18 protein-coding genes and 3 pseudogenes are annotated in these 23,327 nt (G+C 61.1%); 12 read left to right on the top strand and 9 right to left on the bottom strand.

All coding sequences use genetic code 11. The features are described from left to right. Nucleotides 1-65 precede the first annotated feature (65 nt). The 6 genes from H1204_RS44095 (at nucleotide 66) to H1204_RS44070 (ending at nucleotide 8,163) form a co-directional block, all read left to right on the top strand. Complete coding sequence (locus H1204_RS44095; RefSeq protein WP_180735292.1) at nucleotides 66-1,016, top strand: ABC transporter substrate-binding protein; 951 nt, start codon at nucleotides 66-68, stop codon at nucleotides 1,014-1,016. A gap of 31 nt (nucleotides 1,017-1,047) precedes the next feature. Beyond that, complete coding sequence (gene pgi, locus H1204_RS44090; RefSeq protein ID WP_180735291.1) at nucleotides 1,048-2,658, top strand: glucose-6-phosphate isomerase; 1,611 nt, start codon at nucleotides 1,048-1,050, stop codon at nucleotides 2,656-2,658. A 10-nt stretch (nucleotides 2,659-2,668) separates the two neighbouring features. Beyond that, on the top strand, nucleotides 2,669-3,607 hold the full coding sequence (locus H1204_RS44085; RefSeq protein WP_180735290.1) for a carbohydrate kinase: 939 nt from the start codon (nucleotides 2,669-2,671) through the stop codon (nucleotides 3,605-3,607). Nucleotides 3,608-3,612: 5 nt separating this feature from the next. After that, the gene (gene zwf / locus H1204_RS44080) at nucleotides 3,613-5,094 is read left to right on the top strand and encodes a glucose-6-phosphate dehydrogenase (RefSeq protein ID WP_180736317.1); all 1,482 of its coding nucleotides are present in this window, start codon (nucleotides 3,613-3,615) and stop codon (nucleotides 5,092-5,094) included. 238 nt (nucleotides 5,095-5,332) lie between these two features. Next, nucleotides 5,333-6,298, top strand: a complete 966-nt coding sequence (locus tag H1204_RS44075) for a hypothetical protein (protein ID WP_180735289.1) — start codon at nucleotides 5,333-5,335, stop codon at nucleotides 6,296-6,298. 227 nt (nucleotides 6,299-6,525) lie between these two features. Beyond that, nucleotides 6,526-8,163: an NADP-dependent glyceraldehyde-3-phosphate dehydrogenase gene (locus tag H1204_RS44070; RefSeq protein ID WP_180735288.1), complete on the top strand. Its 1,638-nt coding sequence runs from the start codon at nucleotides 6,526-6,528 to the stop codon at nucleotides 8,161-8,163. A gap of 146 nt (nucleotides 8,164-8,309) precedes the next feature. On the opposite strand, the gene H1204_RS44065 is transcribed toward H1204_RS44070, so the two are convergent. After that, a complete protein-coding gene (locus H1204_RS44065; protein WP_180735287.1) occupies nucleotides 8,310-9,818 on the bottom strand; it encodes a GMC family oxidoreductase in 1,509 nt (502 codons plus the stop codon). 77 nt (nucleotides 9,819-9,895) lie between these two features. Continuing rightward, complete coding sequence (locus H1204_RS44060; protein WP_180735286.1) at nucleotides 9,896-10,915, bottom strand: Gfo/Idh/MocA family oxidoreductase; 1,020 nt, start codon at nucleotides 10,913-10,915, stop codon at nucleotides 9,896-9,898. 162 nt (nucleotides 10,916-11,077) lie between these two features. Between H1204_RS44060 and H1204_RS44055 the strand changes: the two genes are divergently transcribed. Next, the gene (locus H1204_RS44055; protein WP_180735284.1) at nucleotides 11,078-11,959 is read left to right on the top strand and encodes an AraC family transcriptional regulator; all 882 of its coding nucleotides are present in this window, start codon (nucleotides 11,078-11,080) and stop codon (nucleotides 11,957-11,959) included. A gap of 472 nt (nucleotides 11,960-12,431) precedes the next feature. On the opposite strand, the gene H1204_RS44050 is transcribed toward H1204_RS44055, so the two are convergent. The 4 genes and pseudogenes from H1204_RS44050 to H1204_RS44035 all read right to left on the bottom strand — a co-directional run bounded on the left by H1204_RS44050 (nucleotide 12,432) and on the right by H1204_RS44035 (nucleotide 17,668). Beyond that, nucleotides 12,432-13,937, bottom strand: coding sequence for a winged helix-turn-helix domain-containing protein (locus H1204_RS44050; protein ID WP_243469006.1), 1,506 nt, complete (start codon nucleotides 13,935-13,937; stop codon nucleotides 12,432-12,434). A gap of 139 nt (nucleotides 13,938-14,076) precedes the next feature. Further along, on the bottom strand, nucleotides 14,077-15,690 hold the full coding sequence (locus H1204_RS44045; protein ID WP_243469005.1) for a glycoside hydrolase family 32 protein: 1,614 nt from the start codon (nucleotides 15,688-15,690) through the stop codon (nucleotides 14,077-14,079). Between the two features lie 14 nt (nucleotides 15,691-15,704). Next, entirely contained in the window at nucleotides 15,705-15,971 is a 267-nt protein-coding gene (locus H1204_RS44040) for a GntR family transcriptional regulator (RefSeq protein ID WP_180735282.1), read from the bottom strand. Nucleotides 15,972-16,074: 103 nt separating this feature from the next. Further along, nucleotides 16,075-17,668, bottom strand: a pseudogene (locus H1204_RS44035) (glycoside hydrolase family 68 protein). Nucleotides 17,669-17,840: 172 nt separating this feature from the next. Here H1204_RS44035 and H1204_RS44030 point away from each other — a divergent pair. From H1204_RS44030 to H1204_RS44015, 4 genes and pseudogenes are all read left to right on the top strand, one after another. Further along, the gene (locus tag H1204_RS44030; protein ID WP_180735280.1) at nucleotides 17,841-18,854 is read left to right on the top strand and encodes a substrate-binding domain-containing protein; all 1,014 of its coding nucleotides are present in this window, start codon (nucleotides 17,841-17,843) and stop codon (nucleotides 18,852-18,854) included. Between the two features lie 365 nt (nucleotides 18,855-19,219). Continuing rightward, nucleotides 19,220-20,658, top strand: a pseudogene (locus H1204_RS44025) (ISKra4 family transposase); the annotation flags it as partial. A 326-nt stretch (nucleotides 20,659-20,984) separates the two neighbouring features. Then, nucleotides 20,985-21,236: a type II toxin-antitoxin system prevent-host-death family antitoxin gene (locus H1204_RS44020; RefSeq protein WP_090839016.1), complete on the top strand. Its 252-nt coding sequence runs from the start codon at nucleotides 20,985-20,987 to the stop codon at nucleotides 21,234-21,236. After that, the gene (locus H1204_RS44015; protein ID WP_180735279.1) at nucleotides 21,233-21,622 is read left to right on the top strand and encodes a type II toxin-antitoxin system VapC family toxin; all 390 of its coding nucleotides are present in this window, start codon (nucleotides 21,233-21,235) and stop codon (nucleotides 21,620-21,622) included. Before H1204_RS44020 ends, H1204_RS44015 begins: the two co-directional genes overlap by 4 nt. A gap of 278 nt (nucleotides 21,623-21,900) precedes the next feature. Here H1204_RS44015 and H1204_RS52150 read toward each other — a convergent pair. The 3 genes and pseudogenes from H1204_RS52150 to H1204_RS44005 all read right to left on the bottom strand — a co-directional run. After that, nucleotides 21,901-22,043: pseudogene (locus tag H1204_RS52150) on the bottom strand (PDDEXK nuclease domain-containing protein); the annotation flags it as partial. Between the two features lie 41 nt (nucleotides 22,044-22,084). Then, nucleotides 22,085-22,423, bottom strand: coding sequence for a type II toxin-antitoxin system RelE/ParE family toxin (locus tag H1204_RS44010; RefSeq protein WP_180735278.1), 339 nt, complete (start codon nucleotides 22,421-22,423; stop codon nucleotides 22,085-22,087). After that, nucleotides 22,423-22,707, bottom strand: a complete 285-nt coding sequence (locus tag H1204_RS44005) for a type II toxin-antitoxin system Phd/YefM family antitoxin (RefSeq protein ID WP_042312033.1) — start codon at nucleotides 22,705-22,707, stop codon at nucleotides 22,423-22,425. The genes H1204_RS44010 and H1204_RS44005 overlap by 1 nt, the downstream gene beginning before the upstream one ends. A 329-nt stretch (nucleotides 22,708-23,036) precedes the next feature. Here H1204_RS44005 and H1204_RS44000 point away from each other — a divergent pair, with 329 nt between their 5' ends. Continuing rightward, nucleotides 23,037-23,318 carry a hypothetical protein gene (locus tag H1204_RS44000; RefSeq protein ID WP_180735277.1) on the top strand — a complete coding sequence of 94 codons (282 nt, stop codon included), beginning with the start codon at nucleotides 23,037-23,039 and terminating at the stop codon, nucleotides 23,316-23,318. Nucleotides 23,319-23,327: the final 9 nt, after the last annotated feature.

Genomic DNA, 23,327 nt, shown 5'->3' with positions numbered 1-23,327 from the left:
CATGCAGGCGCCTGCAGGTCCACTTGCGCCCGGTACACACCACGAACCACCCTGGAGACACAACCATGTTCAAGCAGAAAATCGCCTTCGCCAGCCTCGCTCTCGCCCTCGGTTTCGGCGTGACAACGCACTCGGCGCACGCAGCCGACAAGCCGCTCACCTCAGTCGGCATCACCGTCGGATCGCTAGGCAACCCCTACTTCGTCACCATCGCCAAGGGGGCGGAAGCCAAGGCAAAGCAGCTCAACCCCAACGTCAAGGTCACGACCGTGTCGGCTGACTATGACATGAACAAGCAGTTTACGCAGATCGACAACTTCATCTCCGCGCACGTCGACCTGATTCTGCTCAATGCCGCGGACCCGAAGGCGATCGAGCCGGCGGTCAGAAAAGCTCGCGCGGCCGGCATCGTGGTGGTCGCGGTCGACGTGGCCGCAGCGGGCACGGACGCTACTGTGCAGACCAACAATGTGCAGGCCGGCGAACTGTCATGCGGGTTCATCGCCAAAAAACTCAACGGCCACGGTAACGTCGTCATCCAGAATGGTCCGCCGGTCTCCGCGGTGCTCGACCGGGTGAGCGGCTGCAAGTCGGTATTCGCCAAAAACCCCGGCATCAAGATCCTGTCGGACGACCAGGACGCGAAGGGCTCGCGCGAAGGCGGCATGAACGCGATGCAGGGCTACCTGACCCGCTTCCCGAAACTCGATGCGGTCTTCACCATCAACGACCCGCAGGCAGTCGGGAGCGATCTGGCGGCCAAACAGCTGCATCGCAAGGACATCGTGATCACGTCGGTCGACGGCGCGCCGGACATCGAGACCGCGCTCAAGAGCGACACCCTCGTGCAGGCTTCCGCCAGCCAGGACCCATGGGCCATGGCGCAAACGGCGGTGGGCATCGGCTACGGCATCATGAACGGCAAGAAGCCCGCCAATCCGATGGTCCTACTGCCCTCGACCTTGGTGACTCGCGACAACGTGAGCAGCTACAAGGGCTGGTCGTCGCCCCGCTGAGTCCGAACCGTCAACTACGCGCTGGATATTCATGTCAAATCTCACTCAGTCGCCCGCCTGGCGGGCGCTCGCCGAACATCGCGAGAACTTGGCACGCACGTCGATAGGCGACCTATTTTCACAGGATACCGAACGTTTTCAGCGATTTTCGCTTGAAGCAGCCGGCGTCTACGTCGACTACTCCAAGAACCTGGTCACGACCGACACGCTCGATCTCCTGGGCGCGCTTGCACGCCAGGCGGGAGTGGAAGAGCGACGGCGCGCCATGTTTGCGGGTGAGCGCATCAATACCACGGAGAACCGGCCGGTATTGCACGTCGCGCTGCGCGAGCGCACCGGGACGCCGATTCTGGTGGACGGCAACGACGTTGTTCCAGAAGTGCACGCGGTTCTGGCAAAAATGCGGCGTTTTACCGACGCCGTCATGGAAGGCGCGTGGCGTGGCTATACGGGCCGCGCCATCACCGACGTGGTCAATATCGGCATCGGCGGCTCGGATCTGGGCCCGCGCATGGTCTGCGAGGCCTTGAAACCCTACGCCCACAAAGGACTGACGGTGCACTTCGTGTCTAATGTAGATGGCGCGGACATTGCTGAAGTGCTGCAGATTGTCGATCTCGAGACGACGCTCTTTGTGATTTCTTCGAAGACCTTCACTACACGGGAAACCCTGGCCAATGCACGCACCGCGCGCAGCTGGCTGCTAAGCACTGGCGCGCCCGAATCAGCTATAGCGAAACACTTCGTGGCGGTCTCGACGCATGCTGAAGCGGTCGCGGCGTTTGGCATCGATCCTGAGAACATGTTCGAATTCTGGGACTGGGTGGGCGGCAGGTACTCGCTCTGGTCCGCCATCGGATTACCCATCGCACTCCAGATTGGCATGGACGCGTTCGAGGCGCTGCTGGCCGGCGCTCACGCGATGGACCGGCACTTCGCCGTTGCGCCGCTGGAGCGGAACCTGCCGGTGCTGCTCGCCCTGATTGGCATCTGGTGCACCAATTTCCTGGGGGCAACCAGTCACCTGATTGCCCGGTACGACCAGTACCTGCACCGCCTCCCGGCCTATCTACAGCAACTTGATATGGAAAGCAACGGCAAGTCCGTCACGCTGTCGGGCGAGCGCGTCGACTACGCGACCGGGCCGGTCATCTGGGGAGAACCCGGCACCAACGGCCAGCATGCTTTTTTCCAGTTGTTGCACCAGGGCAGCGCCGTGATCCCGGCAGACGTGATTGCCTGCATGCAGCCTCATCATCCGCAGGACGTTCATCACGACATCCTGCTGGCTAATTGCTTTGCCCAGACCGAAGCGTTGATGAACGGCTCGCAGGCCGCGAGTGAGCCGCACCGCAGCTTCGACGGCAACCGCCCGACCAATACCATATGCCTGGACAAGCTCGATCCGACTTCGCTCGGCGCCCTGCTGGCGCTGTACGAGCACAAGGTGTTCGTGCAAGGGGTGATCTGGAACATCAACTCATTCGACCAGTGGGGTGTGGAGCTCGGCAAGCGGCTGGCCGTGACCATCGAGAGCGAAATCACCCAGCCTGGCGTGGCAAGCGCCCACGACAGTTCCACCAACGGTCTGATCAACCGCTTCAAGCAGCGGCGTACGCAGCGGGCTGAATCGGCAAACTGAGTCAATTCGAATGACGACGAACCTCCCCAAACTGATCGTGTTCGGCGAAGCGCTGACCGACTTTATCCGCGAAGACAACCAGTGCTGGCGCAGCGCGCCTGGCGGATCGTGCTGGAACGTCGCCCGCGTGGGCGCCCGTCTGGGCGTGCCCACCGGCTTCGCCGGCACCGTCAGCGACGACACCTTCGGTGACGAGTTGATGCAGCACAGCGCGCAGGCAGGACTCGATATGCGCTTCACCCGCCAGGTCGAGCGCGCGCCGTTTCTCGCCATGGTCGTCTCGAAGCATCCGCCGCAGTATTTTTTTATAGGCGAGAACAGCGCCGACCTCGCTTTCAACACCAAAGCCTTGCCCACCGGCTGGCTGGGGGCATCCGAGATCGTGCACTTCGGCTCGCTCAGCCTGGTCCGGCAGCCACTCGCCGCGCACCTGCTGGAGATCGCACAAGCCGCCCACGCCGCCGGCAAGCGGATCTCGTTCGACCCGAACTACCGCGATCTGATGGCCGGTCCCGCCTACCGGTCCACACTGCGATGCATGGCCGAACTGGCCAGCTACATCAAGGTCTCCGACGAAGATCTGCGCGGCCTGTTCCCCGAACTGGATGAAGCCTCGGCACTGGCTCAACTGCGCGCGTGGGCGCCGACAGCGGCCATTCTCGTGACGCGCGGGGCCGCAGGCATGCAACTGTTCATGGCGCAAGAGGTGCTATTTCAGCCTGCCTGTGCGGCCCAGGTGGTCGACACCGTCGGCTGCGGCGATGCCTGCGTCGGTGGCTGGATCGCGAGCCTGCTCACCCGACCGGATGCGGCGCCGGCATCGCATCTGCAGTTTTCTGCCGCGTGCGCAGCGGTGGCGTGCGCGCAGCAAGGGGCTTATGCGCCCACCCCGGACGAAGTGGCAGCACGGCTGGGTTCCCAGAGCCTTTGTATGGACTTCCACAATTGAACGCCATGAAGACACCCTCTACCCGGCAGACGGATCGCCCAGGTTTCGCCTTCGTCCTGTTCGGCGGAACGGGCGATCTGGCGATGCGCAAGATCTTGCCCGCGCTTTATGCGGCGCACCGCGACGGTATGCTCGCGGCAGATGGCAAAATTGTCTCGGTCGCGCAGACGGCACTGGATACCCGCAGCTATCTGCGATGGGTCGACGAGCACGTGAAACCATACGTCCAGGCAGCAGTGATCGACGATTCAGCGTGGCGCGGCTTTCTCGAGCGCATCGCATACGTCGCGCTCGACGCCAGTCAGCCCGAAGCATTCTCCTTGCTGGGCGATACGCTCGGCGCGGTACGCGGCAGACGCATTTTCTATCTGGCAACCGGGCCTGCGCTGTTCGTGCCAATCTGCCGCGCCCTGTCCTCGGTCGGGCTCACCGAAGGCTCCCGCGTCGTTCTGGAGAAACCGCTCGGCTACGATCTGGAGTCGTCCAATGTGATCAACGATGCAGTCGGCCAGATCTTCAACGAAGACCAGATCTACCGGATCGACCACTACCTCGGCAAGGAAGCGGTACAAAACCTGCTCGCGCTGCGCTTCGGCAATTCGTTGTTCGAACCATTGTGGCGCCGCGAATGGGTTGAGAGCATTCAGATCACCGTAGCCGAGGAACTGGGTGTCGAAGGCCGCGGCAACTTCTACGACCAGACGGGCGCGCTGCGCGATATGGTGCAGAACCACCTGCTGCAACTGCTCTCCATCATCGCGATGGAACCGCCACAGTCGATGGACGCGGATGCGGTGCGCGACGAGAAACTGCGCGTGCTGCGTGCTCTCAAACCGGTGCTTGGCGAGGAGATCAGACAAAGCGTGGTCCGTGGACAATATCACGCCGGCGCCATCAAGGACACAACAGTCTCCGCTTATCACGCGGAGCCCGGTGTCCCGCAAGGCAGTACGACCGAGACTTTCGTTGCACTGAAAGTCGAGGTGGAAAACTGGCGCTGGGCTGGTGTGCCGTTTTTTCTGCGCACCGGCAAGCGGCTCGCGGGCCGCATTGCTGAAATTGTGGTCAACTTCAGGCCGGTGCCGCACTCGGCATTGGGAGCGATGGCTTTGCGTCCCGGTTCGAACCGGCTGACGATCCGTTTGCAGCCGAACGAATCGATTCGGCTTAGCGCGCTTGCCAAGCAGCCGGGCATCGGTATGACCTTGCAAGGCGTGCACCTCGACCTCGCGTTCGATCAATTCTTCCAGCAAGACCGTATGGAGGCTTATCAGCGTCTGTTGCTCGATGTGATCGCGGGACGGCTCGCCCTCTTCGTGCGGCGCGATGAACAGGAGGCTGCGTGGCGCTGGGTCGCGCCGATCATCGACGATTGGGCCACGCAGGAAAGCCTTCCGAAACCTTACGCGTCCGGTACGTGGGGGCCGGCGGCAGCCAGCGCGCTGCTGGCGCGGCACAACACATGTTGGCAGGAAGAAGAAAATTGAGTGCGCAGCGGATGTCTCGTGGCCGAAAGCCGCGCTGGGGTGTCCAGGCCACCGGGACTCGATCGACCGGATCATCGTGTGCTTATCCGGTAGTGCGCTATGCGGAATGACGCGGTCTTTCTCACCTGTGTTAACGAAGTGCAACTCTATCCCCCTTCCTGCTAAGACGGCGATCATGGATAAAACCTGGCACCTTGAATGGCCTTATGGCTCCCTTAACGTTCACTCGAGGGGCGGAATGCTCGGCGGCGTATCCCTAAGGAGCGGCAGCCGGCACGTCGAGCCGTTTTACGAAGCTCCGTGGATCGGCGACGGGACACCCGAACAGGCGGGATTACTTGGCCAGCTCAGAAGCGAGTTTCCATGCGTTCCCTTTGGGGTCCCTTATTCTCCTGAGACCGTCGTGGAAGGTTGGCAGGAGAGCCTCGCCACGCCAGTCGACGAACACGATCACCCGTTAGATGCGAGCGACGACCTGCTGCATGGTTACGCCTGTGTGGCTGAATGGACACTCGTGCAACAGACCGAACTCGCGATCGAGATCACGCTCGAATATCCGTCCACCTCGTCGATAGCACGTGTCGTGCGCATGATCCGCGCCGACCCCAATGGCCCCGCAATCGACTTCTCCGTGACGGTCGAGGCTCGCCGTAAGACGCGCCGTCCGATTGGCCTGCATCCCAATCTCGCCCTGCCGTCGATCACCGAGGCTCTCCAGATCTACCCGGGCACGTTTCGCTTTGGTGTCGTTCACCCGGCCGGCCCCGAACCAGGCGTGTCTCGCGCCGACCCAGGCGCGGTTTTCGACAAGCTCGATCATGTACCGCTGCACGCAGGAGGAACTGCGGCGTTCGACCGTTTTCCTCTCGCTCACGATACGGAAGAAATCATTCAGCTCTGCGGGGTCGATGGGTCCGTCATCCTGACGAATGACGAGTCCCTGGTTGCATATCGGCTGACCTGGGACGCCTCCATACTCCCATCACTTCTGCTATGGATCAGCAATCGCGGTCGTAGCTACAGCCCCTGGAATAGCCGCAATCTCTGCCTGGGTGTCGAACCAGTGGCAGGTGCGTTTGAACTTGGCTGTCGTGCCGCGCTGGCGGCGAACCCGATCAATGAAAGGGGGATTCCGACCGCGATCTCGCTCGATCCAGGTCAACCGGTTGAAATTGCTTATCGATTCGAAGTCTTGACGCAATGAATGCGAACGACGCATGGGTGAAGGTTTCGGCCGCCTGAGCCTACATAAACGTATCCCTCGCGCTTCAACCCCGTATTGCAGCACTTCGCGCCTGGGCACCGCGCCGTGCCCAGGCGCTCTCCTTGACCGGATCCGGCGTCAGCCTGCACGTTGTTTTATGCACAGTGCACCTTGAACGCCGTGATTCGCCGCGACTGTATTAATGTCACCACCTCCTCGGAGACCTTATGACGACCGACCACGATTCGCGACTCGCCCAGCACTTCCCCACACCCGATGAGATTCCGGCGGAACAACGTCTCACAGCTCCCGTTCACCAGCGTGGTTTCCTGATCGGTGGCCAGATGCCCGTATGGGACGGCCCCTGTAAAACCGTGCTGTCGCCGGTCTGCACACGCGACCCATCGACCGGCGACGTGCGCCAGATAGAGATCGGCAGTTACCCGCAGATGGGCGAGGCGCAGAGCGACGCCGCGCTGGATGCCGCGGTCGCCGCGTACGACAACGGCCGGGGGCAATGGCCAACGATGACCGTCGCCGGCCGCATCGCCTGCATGCAAGCGTTCGTGAAAGGCATGGTCGAGTGCCGACAGTCGATCGTCAATCTCCTCATGTGGGAAATCGGCAAGAGCCTCGCCGACTCGCGCAAGGAGTTCGACCGCACCATCGAGTACATCCAGGCCACGATCGAGGCCCTGAAGGACATGCACAACGGCCATTCGCGATTCATGGTGGTCGACGGGACCATTGGCCAAGTCCGCCGCACGCCGCTAGGCGTGGTGTTGTGCATGGGGCCGTACAACTACCCGCTCAACGAGACGTTCTGCACCTTGATCCCGGCGTTGCTCATGGGCAATACGGTGGTCCTCAAGCCGCCACAATATGGCACCCTGCTGTTCGAGCCGCTACTCGAAGTGTTTCGGGAGGCATTTCCACCTGGTGTTGTTAACACCATCTACGCACCGGGTCAACTGGTGGTGCCACGCATGCTGGCCTCGGGCAAGGTCAACGTACTCGCATTGATCGGCTCGAGCCGCGTGGCGGATCATCTGAAAAAGCAGCACCCCAAATCTCACCGCCTGCGCGCAGTGTTGGGCCTGGACGCGAAGAATGCGGCCATCGTGCTGCCCGATGCTGACCTGGACCTCGCAGTCAAGGAGTGCCTGCTCGGCGCACTGTCGTTCAATGGCCAGCGCTGCACAGCCCTCAAAATGCTGATCGTGCACAGCAGTGTCGTCGACGCGTTCCTTGAACGCTTCACGGCTGAACTGGCGCGGCTCAAAATGGGCATGCCCTGGGAGGCCGGCGTGCACATCACGCCGCTGCCGGGACCGCATCGCACCGCCTACATGACAGAAGCGATCGAAGACGCCAGGGCCAAGGGTGCGCGCGTGGTCAACGAGGGCGGCGGCGCCTTTTGCAACACACTGTTCAACCCGGCCGTCGTCTACCCCGTGCGTGAGGGGATGAAGCTGTACCGCGAGGAGCAGTTCGGTCCGGTCGTCCCAGTGATGAGCTTCGACGCAGTGGAAGATGCACTCGACTACGTGATCACCTCGGATCACGGGCAACAGGTGAGCATCTTCGGAACCGACGCCGCGCAGATCGGCGCGCTGGTGGATCCGCTGGTCAACCAGGTCTGCCGCGTGAACATCAACTGCCAGTGTCAGCGTGGGCCGGACGTGTTCCCGTTCGCCGGGCGCAAGGATTCGGCCGAGGGCACGCTGTCGGTCAGCGACGCGCTCCGTGCGTTCTCGATCCGCTCGATGGTCGCGGCCAAACAGACCGAGTCGAACAAGGAACTGCTGAATACCATCGTGCGCGAGCATCAATCGAAGTTCATCAATACAGACTTCATCTTTTAATCGGAGCGGACATAATGCGTCGAAAACGTAACGCCAGGATCGACGTCGAACACCGCCGACGGCAAGATCGCACGAACGTGTAGCAATTAGCTATCGCTATACAGGGTGTGTTCTTTCGCACACCCGCCAGCAAATTGACGATGCCGTCAAAGCGTGTGCAGTTGCGTCCTGATGTAGTCGCCCACGCGGAGTGCCTGCGCCGCGATGGTCAATGCCGGATTCAGCGCGGCCGAAGACGGAAAGAAGCTCGCATCGACAACGAACAGATTGGCGTGGTCGAATGAACGGCAATAAGGATCAAGCGGAGCACTTGCGGGATCGCTGCCCATCCGCACCGTTCCGCATTGATGCGAGGGCGTATCCACCCCGAACGGCCGGCCCAGTACCGCACTGAAGCCAATCTCGCGCAGTAAGCGCCGCACATGCTGAACGAAATGCGTATGCGCACGCGTATTGGTGCGGCGCCAGTTCAATTCGATCGTGTCATTGCCGAGTACCCGCACGGTACTGTCGACGTGCGGCAGATCTTCCGACATGACCAGCCAGTCGACACTGTGGCGGGCCAACCATCTTCCGGTCCACGCCGGAAGCGCGGGGACCGCCGCGCGCACCATCGGCTCCTGGATGTTGCCGAGCATCTGCAAATTGCCGAGCGGCGCCGGATGCCCCTGGGCGCCGAAGTAGAAATCGTTGATCGCCAGCGTCTTGGTGAAGCGCGTGCTGTTCTCCGTGAACGGCAGCAGCCCCATGAGGCACGTAGTGTTGTGATTCATATAGTTTCGCCCGACCATTCCGGACGAATTGGCCAGCCCGTCAGGATGCCGTCTCGTGGCGGAACGCTGCAAGAGCACGGCCGAATTGATCGCCCCCGCACTCAGCACGAACAGCGAAGCGTGGATCGTCTCGCGCCGCCCACCCTGTTCGACTTCTACCGCCACGATGCGTTTGCCTTCGTCATCGGCGATCAGGCGCGTGACGAGAGTGCCCGTCTTCAGCGTTACGTTCGGATGCCGCAACGCAGGGTTGATGAGACAGATTTCCGCGTCGCCCTTCGCGTCGACGTGGCACGGAAACGCATCGCAGGTCTGACATCGAATGCAGGCGCCGCCTTCGCGCAAGTCGATGGCCGACGGCATGTGAAACGGATGAAGACCACGCTGTTGAAGCTTGCCGGCCAGCATGCCGATCAGCGGTTCATGCGGCACCGGTCCAAATGGATAGTCCGAAGATCGCGGCGGCTCCGTGGGGTCCGTGCCGACCTCGCCATGGACCCGGAATAACTGCTCGGCACGCGCATAATAGGGTTCGAGGTCCGCATAGCTTATAGGCCACGCAGGCGACAGGCCGTCCTCGTGCTCCGTCGCGTGAAAGTCCTGCTCGCGCAGGCGGAACATCGCCGTGCCGTAGAACTTGGTATGACCGCCCACGTAGTAATACTGACCGGGGCTAAAGCTCTGCCCCGCACCATCGACCCAGCGCTCCTGTGTGCGATAGCGCCGCTCGACAAAAACCGCTTCCGGATTGGTGTTCTGTGGTTCACGCGGCAAGCGTCCGCCGCGTTCAATCACGCAGATCCGCAACCCCGTGCCGGCCAGACCGAGCGCAACCGCACCGCCGCCGACACCGGAACCAATGACCACGACATCGAAATCCATGACGATCCGTTTCTGTGAATTGTGTTGTCTACCCCGCCATGCGGGTACTCCTGCGTTGCGAAGTCGTCTCACGCGCGCTACGAGAGCACGACCGGCGTGCGCTGGCCGGTGCGCGCGGCTTCGAGGACAGCCCATGCCGCAGCCAGCGAGCGCAACCCGTCCTCACCGCTGGCTGCGGGAGCACCGCGCCCCTGAATCGCGCCGTTGAACGCAGCGAGAGAACGGTGATAGAGATTTTCTTGCTCGACGGCGATCGGGCGATCACCCGTCGCATCGCGCAGGATGACCTCGCCAACCGGCCGCTGAGTCATCACGTCGCGACCGATGAGCGATCCCGCCGTGCCGTGTATTTCGATGCCTGTTCCCGCATACGGCACGGTGAACGCATCGTGCAGTTGCGCGATCACGCCGTTGTCAAAGCGCAGCACAGCCATCACGCCATCTTCGACCGTTCCGCTCGCGAGCGTGGACGGCGGCGTCATCGCGACCGCGTCGACCGGCTCGGCGTTGAGAATGAACCGCAGCGTGTCAACGTCGTGCACCGTGATGTCAAGCACGACGCCCGCGCCAGCCGACGGCTGATTGACGCGCCAGCCTTGCAGATGCGCCGGCAACTGGACCGCGTGAAAGACCCGTGCGAACAGCGCTTTGCCGATCGCGCCGTCGAGCACGGCCTGACGGATGGCGCGGTGCGTGGCCGCGTTGCGCAAATGATGGTTGGTGCCTAGCACGACGCCCGCTTGCCGGCAGGCATCGATGATCGCCCGCGCATCGGGGATCGACAACGCGAGCGGCTTTTCGCACAGCACGTGCTTGCCCGCCTTTGCCGCGGCAATCGCCTGCGCGGCGTGCAGTTCGTTGGTAGTGCTGATATAAACCGCGTCCACCGCGGGGTCGGCCAGCAGCGCGTCGAGCGAATCGTAGGCTGCCGGAATGCGGTGTGTGGCGGCGTACGCGTTGCCGCGTGCGGCGTCGCTGCTCATCACGGCGGCCACGTCGTTGCCCGCCTGCGCGCGAATCGCATCGATCATCCATTCGCGCGCAATATTGCTCGCGCCGACCAGTCCCCAACCCAGCTTGTGTTCGTGATGTTCCATCTTCGCAGCTCCGACGTTGCCTGAATGACGCGCTGATGAGCGCGGGCGGTGTGAAAGCGAGTCTACCGACCCCGCGCCCCAAGCGATGTCACGAATCCGGCGAGTTCTGTCACAATTGCCGCATGCCGATGGTTTCCCGCCGCCCTGATCAGATCATTTCTCATGCAGCCCTGGTTCGAAAAAGTCACCGTGCCTGACGGCCAGTCCTGGACGCTGTTCGATCGGCGCCTGCCCGCGTTTCCGTTCAACTGGCACTACCACCCGGAGTTCGAGCTGACGTTGACGTTGAATAGCGTCGGTGAGCGCTTTATCGGCGATCACGTCGCGCACTATGGCGACGGCGATCTGATCCTCGTGGGTCCGAACCTGCCGCACGCGTGGCAATCGCGGACCACGCTTTGCGCAGACCAGCCTCATCGCGCGCTGGTCGTATGGTTCAGCGAAAGCTGGGCGCACGGTTTGACCCGACACTACGCGGAACTTGCGATGCTCGACACGCTGCTGGCGCGCGCCGCCCGCGGCCTGAGTTTCAGCGACGCAATACGGGACGCGGTGCGGTTCCGCCTGCTGGCGCTCGTCGATGCGGCGCCACCGTCGCGCTGGCTGGGGCTTGTTGACATCCTGCTGATGCTCGCCGGCGACGCCGGGTCTCAGCCTCTGTCGCTACGCGGTTTCGTACCGCAGGAAAACGCGCACGACCGTGCCCGGCTCGAGCGAGTGCTCACGCATCTGCATGAGCACTACGCGCAACCCGTGCGTCTGTCGGTGCTGGCATCGCTCGCGGCGATGAGCGAAAGCCAGTTGCAGCGCTTCTTCAAACGCTGCACCCGGATGACCGTTAGCGACTATCTCGCGCAACTGCGCATCGGTCACGCGTGCGCGCTGCTTCTCGATCGGAACCGGCCCATTGCCCTCATCGCGGAACAAGCGGGTTACAGTCAGCCGAGCTATTTCGCCCGCCAGTTTCGCGCGGTCAAGGGCATGACGCCGATGGAATTCCGCCGACGGTTCGCGGCAGGCGCGCAGATGGCTCTGTCAAGTTGACGAGCGAAGGACCATCCTCGAACGGCAGGTCTGTGGCCCTGCACCGGCGCTTTCATAGACCGTCAATAGCTACGACAACTGACCGGACTGTCGCCCAAATGGATTAGCAGTCCATACGTCGACATAAAAGTATTTGTCACTTTTGACAACATACATCTGACATGATTCGGTATCCGAATATGATGATCGGCGACGCATGTCACCGCCGAGGAGTATGTAGTCGACGCCCGGTACGCGTTAATGTATTCTGGACCAAGGATAAGTTGGATGCGTTGCTCGCACAATCGGGATAGGGGCATCGGGATCAACCAGACGGTAAACCTATCCTGCGTCAGACCATGAGCGTTCTACCGTCCGCTCGCCATCGTTCGAAACGAAGCCATACCATGACTATCCGCTTACGAAGCTTCCTCTTCCCCCAGGCACCAAGCCGAATCGATTCGATCGGGCCGCCGAGGTAGGCGCCGACGCACTAATCTTCGACCAGCACTGCATGGGTCGACGCTGCCGTTGCACGTTCGCCACTATCGTCGAGCTGTTGAAGCGCATATGCGCGCGTCGTCTCCAGCATGCGATATCTGTGCCTCGGACCTTCCGGGTCGACGCTCAGTAGCGATCTGGACACGAGCCCGCTGATCGCCTCGAATGCCTGTGTGCGCGAAACACCCGCCCCCTCAACCAACAGGCACGCTGTTTCTAACGTGAAGCTGCTGACGAACATGCCCAACCATCGCAACACCTTGCGTTCGACGTCATCAAGCAGGCGGTAGCTCCAGTCAAGCGTCGCCTTGAGTGTCTGGTGACGGGGCGGTGCAGAGCGCCGCCCGCCCGTCAGAACGCCGAATCGGTCATCCAGATTCGCGGCCAGCCCGCCGATCCCAAGCACCGATGCCCGCATCGCCGCGAGTTCAAGTGCAAGCGGAATGCCGTCGAGCCGTCTGCAGACCTCGCCTACGAGTCGAATGCTGTGCTCGTCGGAAGGAAAATTCGCCCCAAGCGCACGCGCGCACGCGACGAAGAACTGCACAGCTTCCGAATGCCAGACGACGGTGATTTCGTCGTCGGTTGGTAGCGCAAGCGGAGGCACGGTATAGGTAATTTCGTCCCGCACCCGCATCGCCTCGAGGCTTGTTGCAAGCACACGCATCCCGCTCCCCGCGTTGATCAGGACCTCCGTTATTGCTGCGGCAACATCGAGCACCTGCTCGCAGTTATCGAGCACGATGAGCGCTTCGCGGCCGCTCCATTCCCGGCCGACTTGCGCGAGCGCTTCCGACCCTGGCGACAGCCTCGTGCCCGTCGCTCGTGCGAACGCGTCAAAAGCCGACTGGCTGTCGTCAATTGAGGCAAATGGCACGAACACTACGCCATCGCTAAAATCACCCTGTACTCTGTGGGCGACCTCGATTGCAAGACGAGTCTTGCCGATACCCCCGACACCGATAAGCGTCAGGCATTGTGAATCGCACAGCAATCTGGCGATTTCCGTCAGTGCGTCGTCTCGTCCGATCAGGGACGGCACCCCGGCTGGCAACCGTTGATGTGCTACGGGTAGCGCGTCCGGATTTACCGCCCCCTCTCTCCCGCCTTGAATGGGGTGATTCTGCCTGTTCGCCACGAGAATCAAACGATAGCCACGTCCCGGTTCCGTACGGATTCTTTCGCGCTCCGCGCCAAACGCGCGTCGTATTGCATGGATGTGCACCTGCAGATTGTTCTCTTCAACCACTGTGTTGGGCCACACATGGCGCATGATTTCGTCTCTCGACACAAGCTTTCCGTCGGCGGCGATCAATAACACCAGTATGTCGAATGCGCGGCTGCCCAAACGTACAGGTTGCCCGTCTAACAGCACTTGACGATGCTCAAGCGAAATGTCGAGTGAACCAATCTTGATCATGCCTGGCAACTTATAGCGAGAGGATATGCTCCAGTAGCTTTCCGGTCGTGAATTACACGATGACGGCGCTCGATGCAACTTTGGACCGTCAGATAGTGGCGACGACGGCGTACACGTCATTTTTTCAAAATTACTGTGCTGTCAATGGCCCGGGCCACGGTGAACTCCTTATCGTCCGGAACGCTGCATGTACCGCGTACTTAGCTGATGCTGAGCGTCAATCCATATTCGTTATTACGACATCACTGAATGTGGCGTCGCCGCCTTCCGCAAAGACGCGGACACGATCGTCGCCGGTTGCCGGGAAGATCAGGTCCGTCATGACCGTGCGACCGTGATCTGCAAACACTTCGACCGAATTGCGGTCGATCACCACCTGCAGATGAAGCGTGCCGTCGTGCAACGGCAGATTGACAATGTGCGCCTTACTGAACGCGCCCGAAAACCATGTGTTGCCCGATCGCGACCGGTCCACGGTCAAGGTCTGGGCACGCGCGTCGTAGAAGATTCGCGTGCCCACGTCGCCGCTCGCCGACGCACGTACGATAAGACCGGCGCGCTGCGCCGTGCCGGGCCGGATGGTCAGCTCGATGTTCTGCACGCCGCGCCCCGACGGCGCAAGGTCGCGCGTGGCCGACGACACGTCTAACGCGTCGATGCGTGTTGCGGGGAACTGCTTCATCATCGTCACATACGATGACGGGGGCACGGACGTCAGTTGCGGCCTGCCATCGATCGTCTTCAGCACGAGTTCGCGTGGCAATGCCATCGCGCCCTTCCACGGCGCGGTCGGCACATGGCTCGCGTAGTCCCAGTTGCTCATCCAGCCAATGGTCACGGCCCTGCCTGACGGCACATTCGAGAACGTCCCTGCCGCATAGTAGTCCGCGCCATGATCGAGCCATTGATACCGCGAGAGATCGGAGCCGGCGGGCGGGACACCGTCTGCAACGAAGCGTGTACCGTCGAACTGCCCGACAAAATACATTGCGCCCGATCCGCCCGCGATCGACCACGGGTTCACGTTGACAATCATCACCCACTTCCGTCGGGACGGATCGCCGTCGAGCGGCAGCGCAAACAGATCAGGCATTTCCCACAGCGCGCTCCGATGCGGCACATCGGGCAGCGTGAAGTCGCTCAGAAACGTCCAGTCGATCAGATTGTCGGACCGGTAGAACTTGACGACATGCGCATCGGCGACAACGGTCGCCATCAGCCAGTAGCCGCCAGGCGCGAACCACGACACCTTCGGATCACGGAACTGCTTTGACTCGGGACTTAGCGACAATACCGGGTTATGCACGTACTGATGCCAGGTCACGCCGTCATCGGTGCTGTATGCAATCGACTGCGCCTGAACGCCGGCTTCATGCCCGGAGCCCGCCTTGTAGACACTGGTATAAAGCGCGATAAGCGGCGGCGTCTTTGCCGTTCCGAGCCCGGACGTGTTGCGGGCATCGACGACGATTGAACCGGAGAAGATCTCCTCGGTCTGGTTTGCGCGCAGAGCGACGGCATGTTCATCCCAATGAATCAGGTCGCGGCTAGTTGCGTGGCCCCATGACATGTCGCCCCAGAAGTTCCCATGGGGGTTGTACTGATAGAACAGGTGATACAAGCCCTTGTAGTAGACGAGGCCGTTGGGATCGTTCATCCAGTTGCGTTGCGGCGTGTAGTGAAGCGCGGAGCGCCATTGCGGCGTATCGGCCGTGCTCTCCGCAAGGCACGAAGAGGACGGCACGCATGCGGTGACGGCGGCCAGCGCGGCAAAGAGCCACGCCGACAGCACGCGCGAGCTGAAGAAGAATCGGTGTTGCGAGTCGTGCATCAAATGTCGTCTTATCAAGGAAGGCGTTCCGGTCCGGAAGGTCCACTTACGACCGTGCCGTGCCGGCGGTTGCCAGCAGTCAGGCCGCGGCGCGCGGTCTCGCGCAACGCCCGGTTGACCGTATTGACGTGCAGACCAAGAAAATCGGCGAGCAGACGTTGTGGTGGCAACGCGTCGCCAGGTCGCAACGTGCCCGCGTCAATCGCGGCTTCGATTTCGTGGACCACCTCCAGATACACGGGACGCTTGCGGGTGGTCAATTCGGGAATCCAGAACTTCATAGCGGCACCACATAGAGCGACCGCGCACGCACATCGGCGGCGCGAGCAGATCGGGACAGTCGAGGCTTGCAGCAAGCGGCGGCCGCAAGCCTCACGAGCAGGCTTACTGGCTGTTGCCGCCCTGCCCGTTGCCATTGCCCGGCGCCGACTGGTTTGCGGGAATGTCGCCGTAGCCGCCGAGGCCGCCCTTGCCATACGTCCGGTCCACGACCGTCGTGTCACCGTTGATGTTGATCTTGACGGTCGGCGCAAGCGTGCCGCCGCGCCGCGAGCCGATTGCATCGATAAACGACTCGACGAGACCACCCGGCATCACGTAGTGCGAGTACGACTGGAACTCGCGGGGGTTCTGGTTCGGGTCTTGCGCGTACGGCGCACCGGCCGGCGCGGAAAAATCGGTCGGGTTGCCAAGTACGAGGCCACTGCCGCCGTTCAGCGGCAAGAAGTCGCTGCGGATGCCGTTGCCAACGAAGCCGTAGACGCCGTCTGGTCCGTCGACGCCCGCCGCCATCGTTGTGCGATGGCTAATCGTGAACAGGTAGTACTTGCCGTCCTTCAGGTAAATCTGCGGGCGCTCGGTTTGGTCATCGACGCAGTTCGCCGACAGGATCGGTGGGAGGAACTTCCATTCGGTCAGTTGCGGATTCGTCGCGATCGCGAGACCGACGTTGGCCTTTTGATACACCGCGCCCGAGTTCATAACGGCGTTCAGGTCTTCCCGTTGCGGATCGTTCGGCGCGTAGCCGAGGTCAGCTTCCGTGCAGGTGCGCGCGCCGCGCGGGCCGCCCGTGTTGCCTTCGAATACCATGTAGGTCTTGCCGGGATGTGCGGGATCGGTGAACACGAACGGATCGCGGTATGAGAAGTAGGTGTTCTGCTCCCGGTCTGATAGTAGGTGCCGTCCGGCTTGAGCAATGCCTCGTGATCATCGAAGCCTGAGAACCACACGTGACTGTCGTCGGCGTGGATGTGACCGTCGGCGCGCGTGATGATCGCCTGCGGCGGTGTAATGTCGGCGCCGCCGGGGCTGACCGGTTGAACGACGTCGCGGTGTAGTAGAGGCTGACGTTGTCGCCATGCGTGAGACGCGCCGAGCCCGACCATTCGGCGTTATCGGTCATCGGCGACGTGCCGAATACCTTGACGCTCGCGCCGTCCGGGAATAGATGACCGCCCCAGGTCCAGCCGCCGTTCGCGGGCCGCCGCGATGCGGGAACGCCCGCGCGGCGGTAGAAGAAGCCGATGCGCGCGTGAACGTGACGGTCGTCGAAGGTGTAGCCGGCATGCGGGTCGGCCGTCAGAGAGAAGATCACCTCCCAGCCCTTGTACGCCAGCTGGTTCGCGCGCATGTCGGCGAGCGGCCACGTGTCCCACACCCAGACGTTCGGGTTGATCAGCGGAAAATCCTGAGGGATGTCCGGCATGGTCAGCGAAAGTGGCAGCGAGTTCTTGTCAGTCGCCGACGCGGCGTGCGACTGCGCCTTGATCTGACGGATGTCAGCGCGCGTCCAGCGCATCGTGAAACTGCTCTCGGGGTCGTATGCCTGCTGCGAATGCGGCGTCGGCGCTGGAAAGCCTGGTGTCGCAGTCTGAGCCAGCGCGGGTAGCGCAACAGCCGACAGCAACGCGCCCGACAGCAGGCGCGCGCGCAAGCGCGGGGTGATCCGGGTGATTCGCGAGTCGTGGCCAGCGTACATTTGGAGCATCCTATGAATGTGTTTCGAAAACTTTCCAAACCGGTTTGGATACTAGTTCAAACCGGTTTGGAAGTCAAAACCCGATCAAATAACGGTATGATGAGCAGGTTTCTCATCATCCGGACACATGAGTGTGATGAGGCGTGACGGGGCGGGACCGAGAGGTGGAAGGATGAAAACGAATCTGAAGGCGCTGGCAAGCGCCCTGGGTCTGTCAAGGACGACCGTCAGCCGGGCACTGAACGGCTATGACGACGTGAGCCAAGCAACCCGAACGCGAGTGATCGAGGCCGCGCGGGCGCTCGGCTACCAGGCCGATCCGACCGCGCGCAAACTGGCGACAGGCCGCGCCGATGCGATCGGCATCGTGTATCCGTTCGGTGCCAGCGATCTGGGCGATCCGCGCTTTTGTGAGGTGGTCGCAGGTATCACCGAGGCGCTCGGCGAACGCGACATGGACCTGATCATTGCGTCCGCGCGGCCGGGCGCGGAACTGGAGACCTACCGGCGCCTCGTGGAAGGCCGGGCGGTTGATGGCCTGATCGTCGCGCGCACGCTGCGGGACGACAGACGCATCGCGTTCCTCCAGGAGCGGGATTTTCCGTTCGTCGCTTACGGCCGAACCAATAGCGCGCGGCCCTACTGGTGGTTTGATTTCGATAACGAAGCGGGCGCGCGAGCCGCGACACAGCGGTTAATCGACTTCGGCCATCGCCGGATTGCCCTGATCAGCGCGCCGCTTGCCATGAATTTTGCGGCCCAGCGTCGGGAAGGCTTCGTAAGCGCTTTGCAAGACGCGGGCGTTGCTCCCTTGCCTGAACTGATGATCGAATGTTCGTTTGACAGTGCAGGCGGCCATGATGCGGCGACCACACTGTTGAACCTCGCCGAACCGCCGAGTGCGGTGCTCGTGGACAACAACCTCGCAGGCGTGGGCGCATTTCACGCGATCGTCGACAGTGGGCGCAGGCTTGGCAGCGATGTTTCGCTGATCGTTTACGACGGCGTGCCTCCCGACGTCTCGCATGCGTACACAGTCACGGCCGTTGTTCAGCCGACGGGCCACGCGTCAGGAAAGGCCATAGCCGAACTCGTATTGGACGCCATCAGGGATCGGGACCGTTGTGCGCACCGGCTTGCGCTACCCCACATCGAGACGGGTGATACGGACGGCCCGAGAAATTGACGTCAGATTAGGGACCCGACATTCTGACCGGAGAGCGTAATCTGAGGCATGGGTTCCGATGGCGCACGCGAAGGAAACATCTGCTCTGATACAGTGCGATCAGCATGCACTGCCGTCCCAGCCGAAATGGCGGCGTACACTGGAACATCCTGGGCGGCCCGATGCCTGCGGCCTTCGAATCGATCGAGCCATGCTTGATGAACAACGCCGTCATTTCATCGTCGGAAGCGCGCTTGGTGCAGCAGGTTTAGTCTTGACAAATGCGTTGTGCGCTGCGAGCCGCAACGACACGGGAGCGTTAAAAACCTTGGGGTTTCAGCGCAGGGCGCCTAGGATTCCGGCAATCATGGCCGCCGGAGTTGGAGATGAAAATCACAATTCGCGTCGAGATCACCACTGATTGGGGTGAAACAGATACGTTCGAAATCTGTCAGCTCGAACGTCCCTATCGCCAACTTGAGCCGGAGAAGGTTGGGCTGTCGTTGGCCGAAGGAAAAAGATTTGCTGCACAGGCTCCAGAAGGTTGTGGTCGCAGCGCAAGCTGAAGAGGTCTGCATGCTGCGACGCTTCTGTACCCGTTGTCACCGTTTCCTCGAACTTAAGGATCGGCGGCTCCGGAAGGTGGATACGGTCTTCGGTACCGTGCCCTTTCCCAGTGCCCGGATCGTTTGCTGTCCGTGCGAGACGCCGTTGCATATGGAGTATCCGTACAGTCCGATGACCGAATTCGTTCCGGAGCGGGCGACCGCGGACCTACTATCGCTTGAGGCCAGGCTTTCGGCACAGATGCCGTATCGGCAGGTCGTTACCATGATGCGCGAGTTCCTGCCTGTGCGGGCGACATTGAACCATGTGACCGTACGAAACAGGGCGCTACGCGTCGGCGAGCGCATAGAAGCGGTTCAGCCAACTGCAGATCGCGCCCCGAAGGAAGAGACGGAATGGACCCTGACCATCGACGGAGGATTCGTTCGCGGGCGACGCAAATCAGAATGTTCGAGCTTTGAGATTCTAACGGGGCGCCTCAGTGCCAAAGACCAGACTTCACGCGTATTCGCGTTCGTGAGAAACAGGCTACCGGATATCGTGGAGCGGCTCACCACCCTTGTAAAAACCACATCGGGAAGCGATCGACCGAGACTGTCAGTCATCACCGACGGTGCCAATGGCCTGCAGTCATTCGCCTGTCGATTACCGTTTTCTTCTACACCTGTCCTCGACTGGTTCCATATATCAATGAGGGTGAGGTATCTCGAGCAGATCATCAAGGGCATGCGTGCGCGGACGGAAACGGAAAAAGCCGCCCAACGTGTATTGATCTCCCGTGTTGACAAGCTGCGCTGGTGCTTCTGGCACGCGAAGCTAGAGAAGGCGAAAGACCGGATGCAGGGCATCCTGCTCCTCTGTCGGGTGATCGTGGCTGAAACGCCGGGCGTTGTAGAAAGTCTGTCGCAGCTCGACTACCGGACCCGAGAGCTTGTGGAATACGTCGAAGCGAATGGCGGCTCAACGATGAACTACGGCGCACGACACCGTCGCGGCAAACCTATCTCGACCGCCACGGCCGAGTCTGCAGTCAATCAGGTACTCAATCAGCGCATGTGCAAGCGTCAACAGATGCGCTGGTCTCCGATCGGGGCTCATCTGCTTGCACAGGTCCGATGCGCTGTCATCAACGGTGACCTTGTTCAAAGACTTGCGAGATATGAGCCACCAAGGGAACCATTGTCGCGCGAAGCTGCCGAGTTCCTGGAGCAGTTCGGGTTGGAATCGCAGTTACAACCCCAAGGTGTTTAACGCTCCCAAGGTCGTGAAGCTGGCGCGCGATCTGGGCGAGGCAAGCGGCTTTTCGTGGGGCCAGGATCTGCAGCGACACGTCGACCGGCTTGGGCCCGGTCGACGCTGGTCGAGCAGCCGGAAGGATCGTCCCAGATTTACTCTCAAAGCCTGACCGCCTCGGGAACCGGCCGTCACCACGTCGGGCTGGCGCGTGAAGTATGTCACCAAAAGACATGCGGGTTATGGCGCCAGCGGCTGGCGGCCGCCTGAGCTGCGCACCACGTGACGGTTGCCGCATCCGTAATTTTTGATTAAACTAAGTTCATTAAACTAAGTTAATACGGTGCTGCCATGCAGATTTACAACATGCACGATGCCAAGACTAATCTGTCGCGGCTGATCGAGGAAACCGTGAACGGCGGCGAGCCGTTTGTCATCGCCAAGGCCGGCAAGCCGCTGGTGAAGGTCGTACGCATCGATGTCGAAGCGGAGAAACCACCGCGGCGCATCGGTTTCATGAAGGGGCAAATCAAGATACCCGCAGACTTCGACACCATGGGAGCGGACGAGATCCGCGACATGTTTGAGGGTAAAGCAAAGTGAGATTGTTACTCGACACGCATCTGCTGGTCTGGGCTGCGGCGGATGATCCTGCCTTACCCAACGAAGCGCGCGCTGCCATTGAGGACACCGACAACACCCTGTACTTCAGCGTCGCGAGCATCTGGGAAATCGTCATAAAAAGCGCGCTAGGCCGTGATGACTTTCAGGTCGATGCGCGCGTGCTGCGCAGGAACCTGCTCGATGCTGGCTACGAAGAACTGTCCATCGAAGCCCCGCATGCGTTCGAAGTTGCTGCCCTCCCGCAGCTTCACAAGGACCCATTCGACCGGCTTCTGGTTGGTCAGGCGATGGCCGAAGGAATCGTATTGTTGACCCACGATGACCAGATAAAGCGATACGACTTCGCGCCAGTACGCTATGTCTAGCGGTGCATTTGTCACGTCCTGTCCTGGTTGTCCTGTCGTCTCGCGTGATGCAGGCCAGCACCTGATCGAAAACATTGCTAAAAAATGACCAGGCGCGCCAACGTTGTCGGGCATCTCCATGGCCGCACTCTTGATAAGGATACCTACTAACTTTCTCTAAGGCAGAGGATTTTTAGCGAAGCGCAGACGGCGCACCACGCCCGCATTTGGCACGACTTACGGGCCGGCTGTGCTTCGCTAAAAATCCTCTGCCTTATCGTAATGGCTCTGTTTGCACCCCGAACCCAGCTGTCACCGACGTGCAACCTTCGCTGTCGTCCGCCGAACGTGAAGGCGCTGCCCAGCTCAAGAAAAAAATCGTCGAGCGGTGGATGAGTGCCTCTTCGAGCTCGCTTTCGGAATACTCGTCCTTCAGGTCAAGGACTCCTGATTCCCGTGTCGGCCGCGTCACGTCGTTGTGGCTTACAACAGCCGCAGCACGATTCTTTGGAGAAGGCCCAGCAGATCGCGTCGAGTGTCGACGACGAGGTGAATGTAAATGGTATCGTCCCGCACCTGATAGATGATCCGGTTCTTGCCAGAAAGGGCTTGTCGAAAACTGTCATCGACGAAGCCTTCAAGTTCAGCGGGGACGTGGCCGCTTTCGGGAAACTGGCGGATGTGCGCGATAGTTTCCTGAATCTGCGCCGACGTCTGACTCCATGTCTCCCACGCGAATGTGCGAACAATGTAACTTCTCAACTCATCGATGGCGATTCGGGCGGTCGGCAGGATGCGGTACTTCAACAGCGGGGCTGGCATTAGCGAAGCTTCTCGTGGCGGTCGAGCTCGTTAAGCTCCGCAAAGAATTCGTCGCCGTCGATGTGGTCTGCGCGGTCGATCTGTTTTTGGCCGATGGCCAGGATCTTCAGGAGTGCGATCGTCTGTTGCGTCGCTTCATACGTTCGCACATCCTGGACAACCAGCTTTGCTTCGCCGTTCTGCGTGATGATGAGCGGCTCTCCCGAATCGGTCAGGTCTTTGACGATTTGTGCCGCTTCGCTCTTGAGGTAGCTGATTGGCTTTACGTGATCGGCGATATGCATCCAGTGCTCCATTGCAGGTCTGATAGGACCAAATATAGACCATTATCGGTCCGACGACAACGACCATCGGCTGTGCAACCCACCGCATGGACGGCCCCCGCGATGCCCACGTGGATGCCATGGCAGGAAAAGCGGAACAACCCGCGCTACGGAATACAAAGAGTCAATACATACGTTCGTTAGCGCCCTTTCTTTTGCATGGGTGGGCGCTATGGTACTTGCGATCCGGTGGCACGCTCGCGATGAAGCAACCACGAGTCCTTGCCATCCACCTAAAATCTGTATAAATTCACAATACTGTGTTTATATACAGTATTTCGGGAGGCGTAATGGAGCACCTGGTCAGGGTCTACAACGAGAAGGACCGGCAAACGCTCGAATGGCTGCGCAGGCACGTTGGCGATGCCGCGATCGCCAGCGCCGTCGCGCAATGTGCCGGATCGGGCAAACCTTATCTCTCCATTGTCTGCAGGCGCCTGGGTGTGAGAACGCCGGAGTTTTCCGTGCTGCGCCGACAAACGTCGAGTCCGGTCGCCGAACACTCCCTGGCGACCATCCGTGGCATTCTCGCGGCCCGGACGGCACCGGCAAAACTGGCTGCTGTCCGGTAGGGTGCGCAC

Origin of the sequence: Paraburkholderia sp. PGU19, assembly GCF_013426915.1 — a bacterium.
Classification (GTDB): Bacteria; Pseudomonadota; Gammaproteobacteria; order Burkholderiales; family Burkholderiaceae; genus Paraburkholderia.
This window is presented reverse-complemented; position numbering and strand designations above follow the sequence as displayed.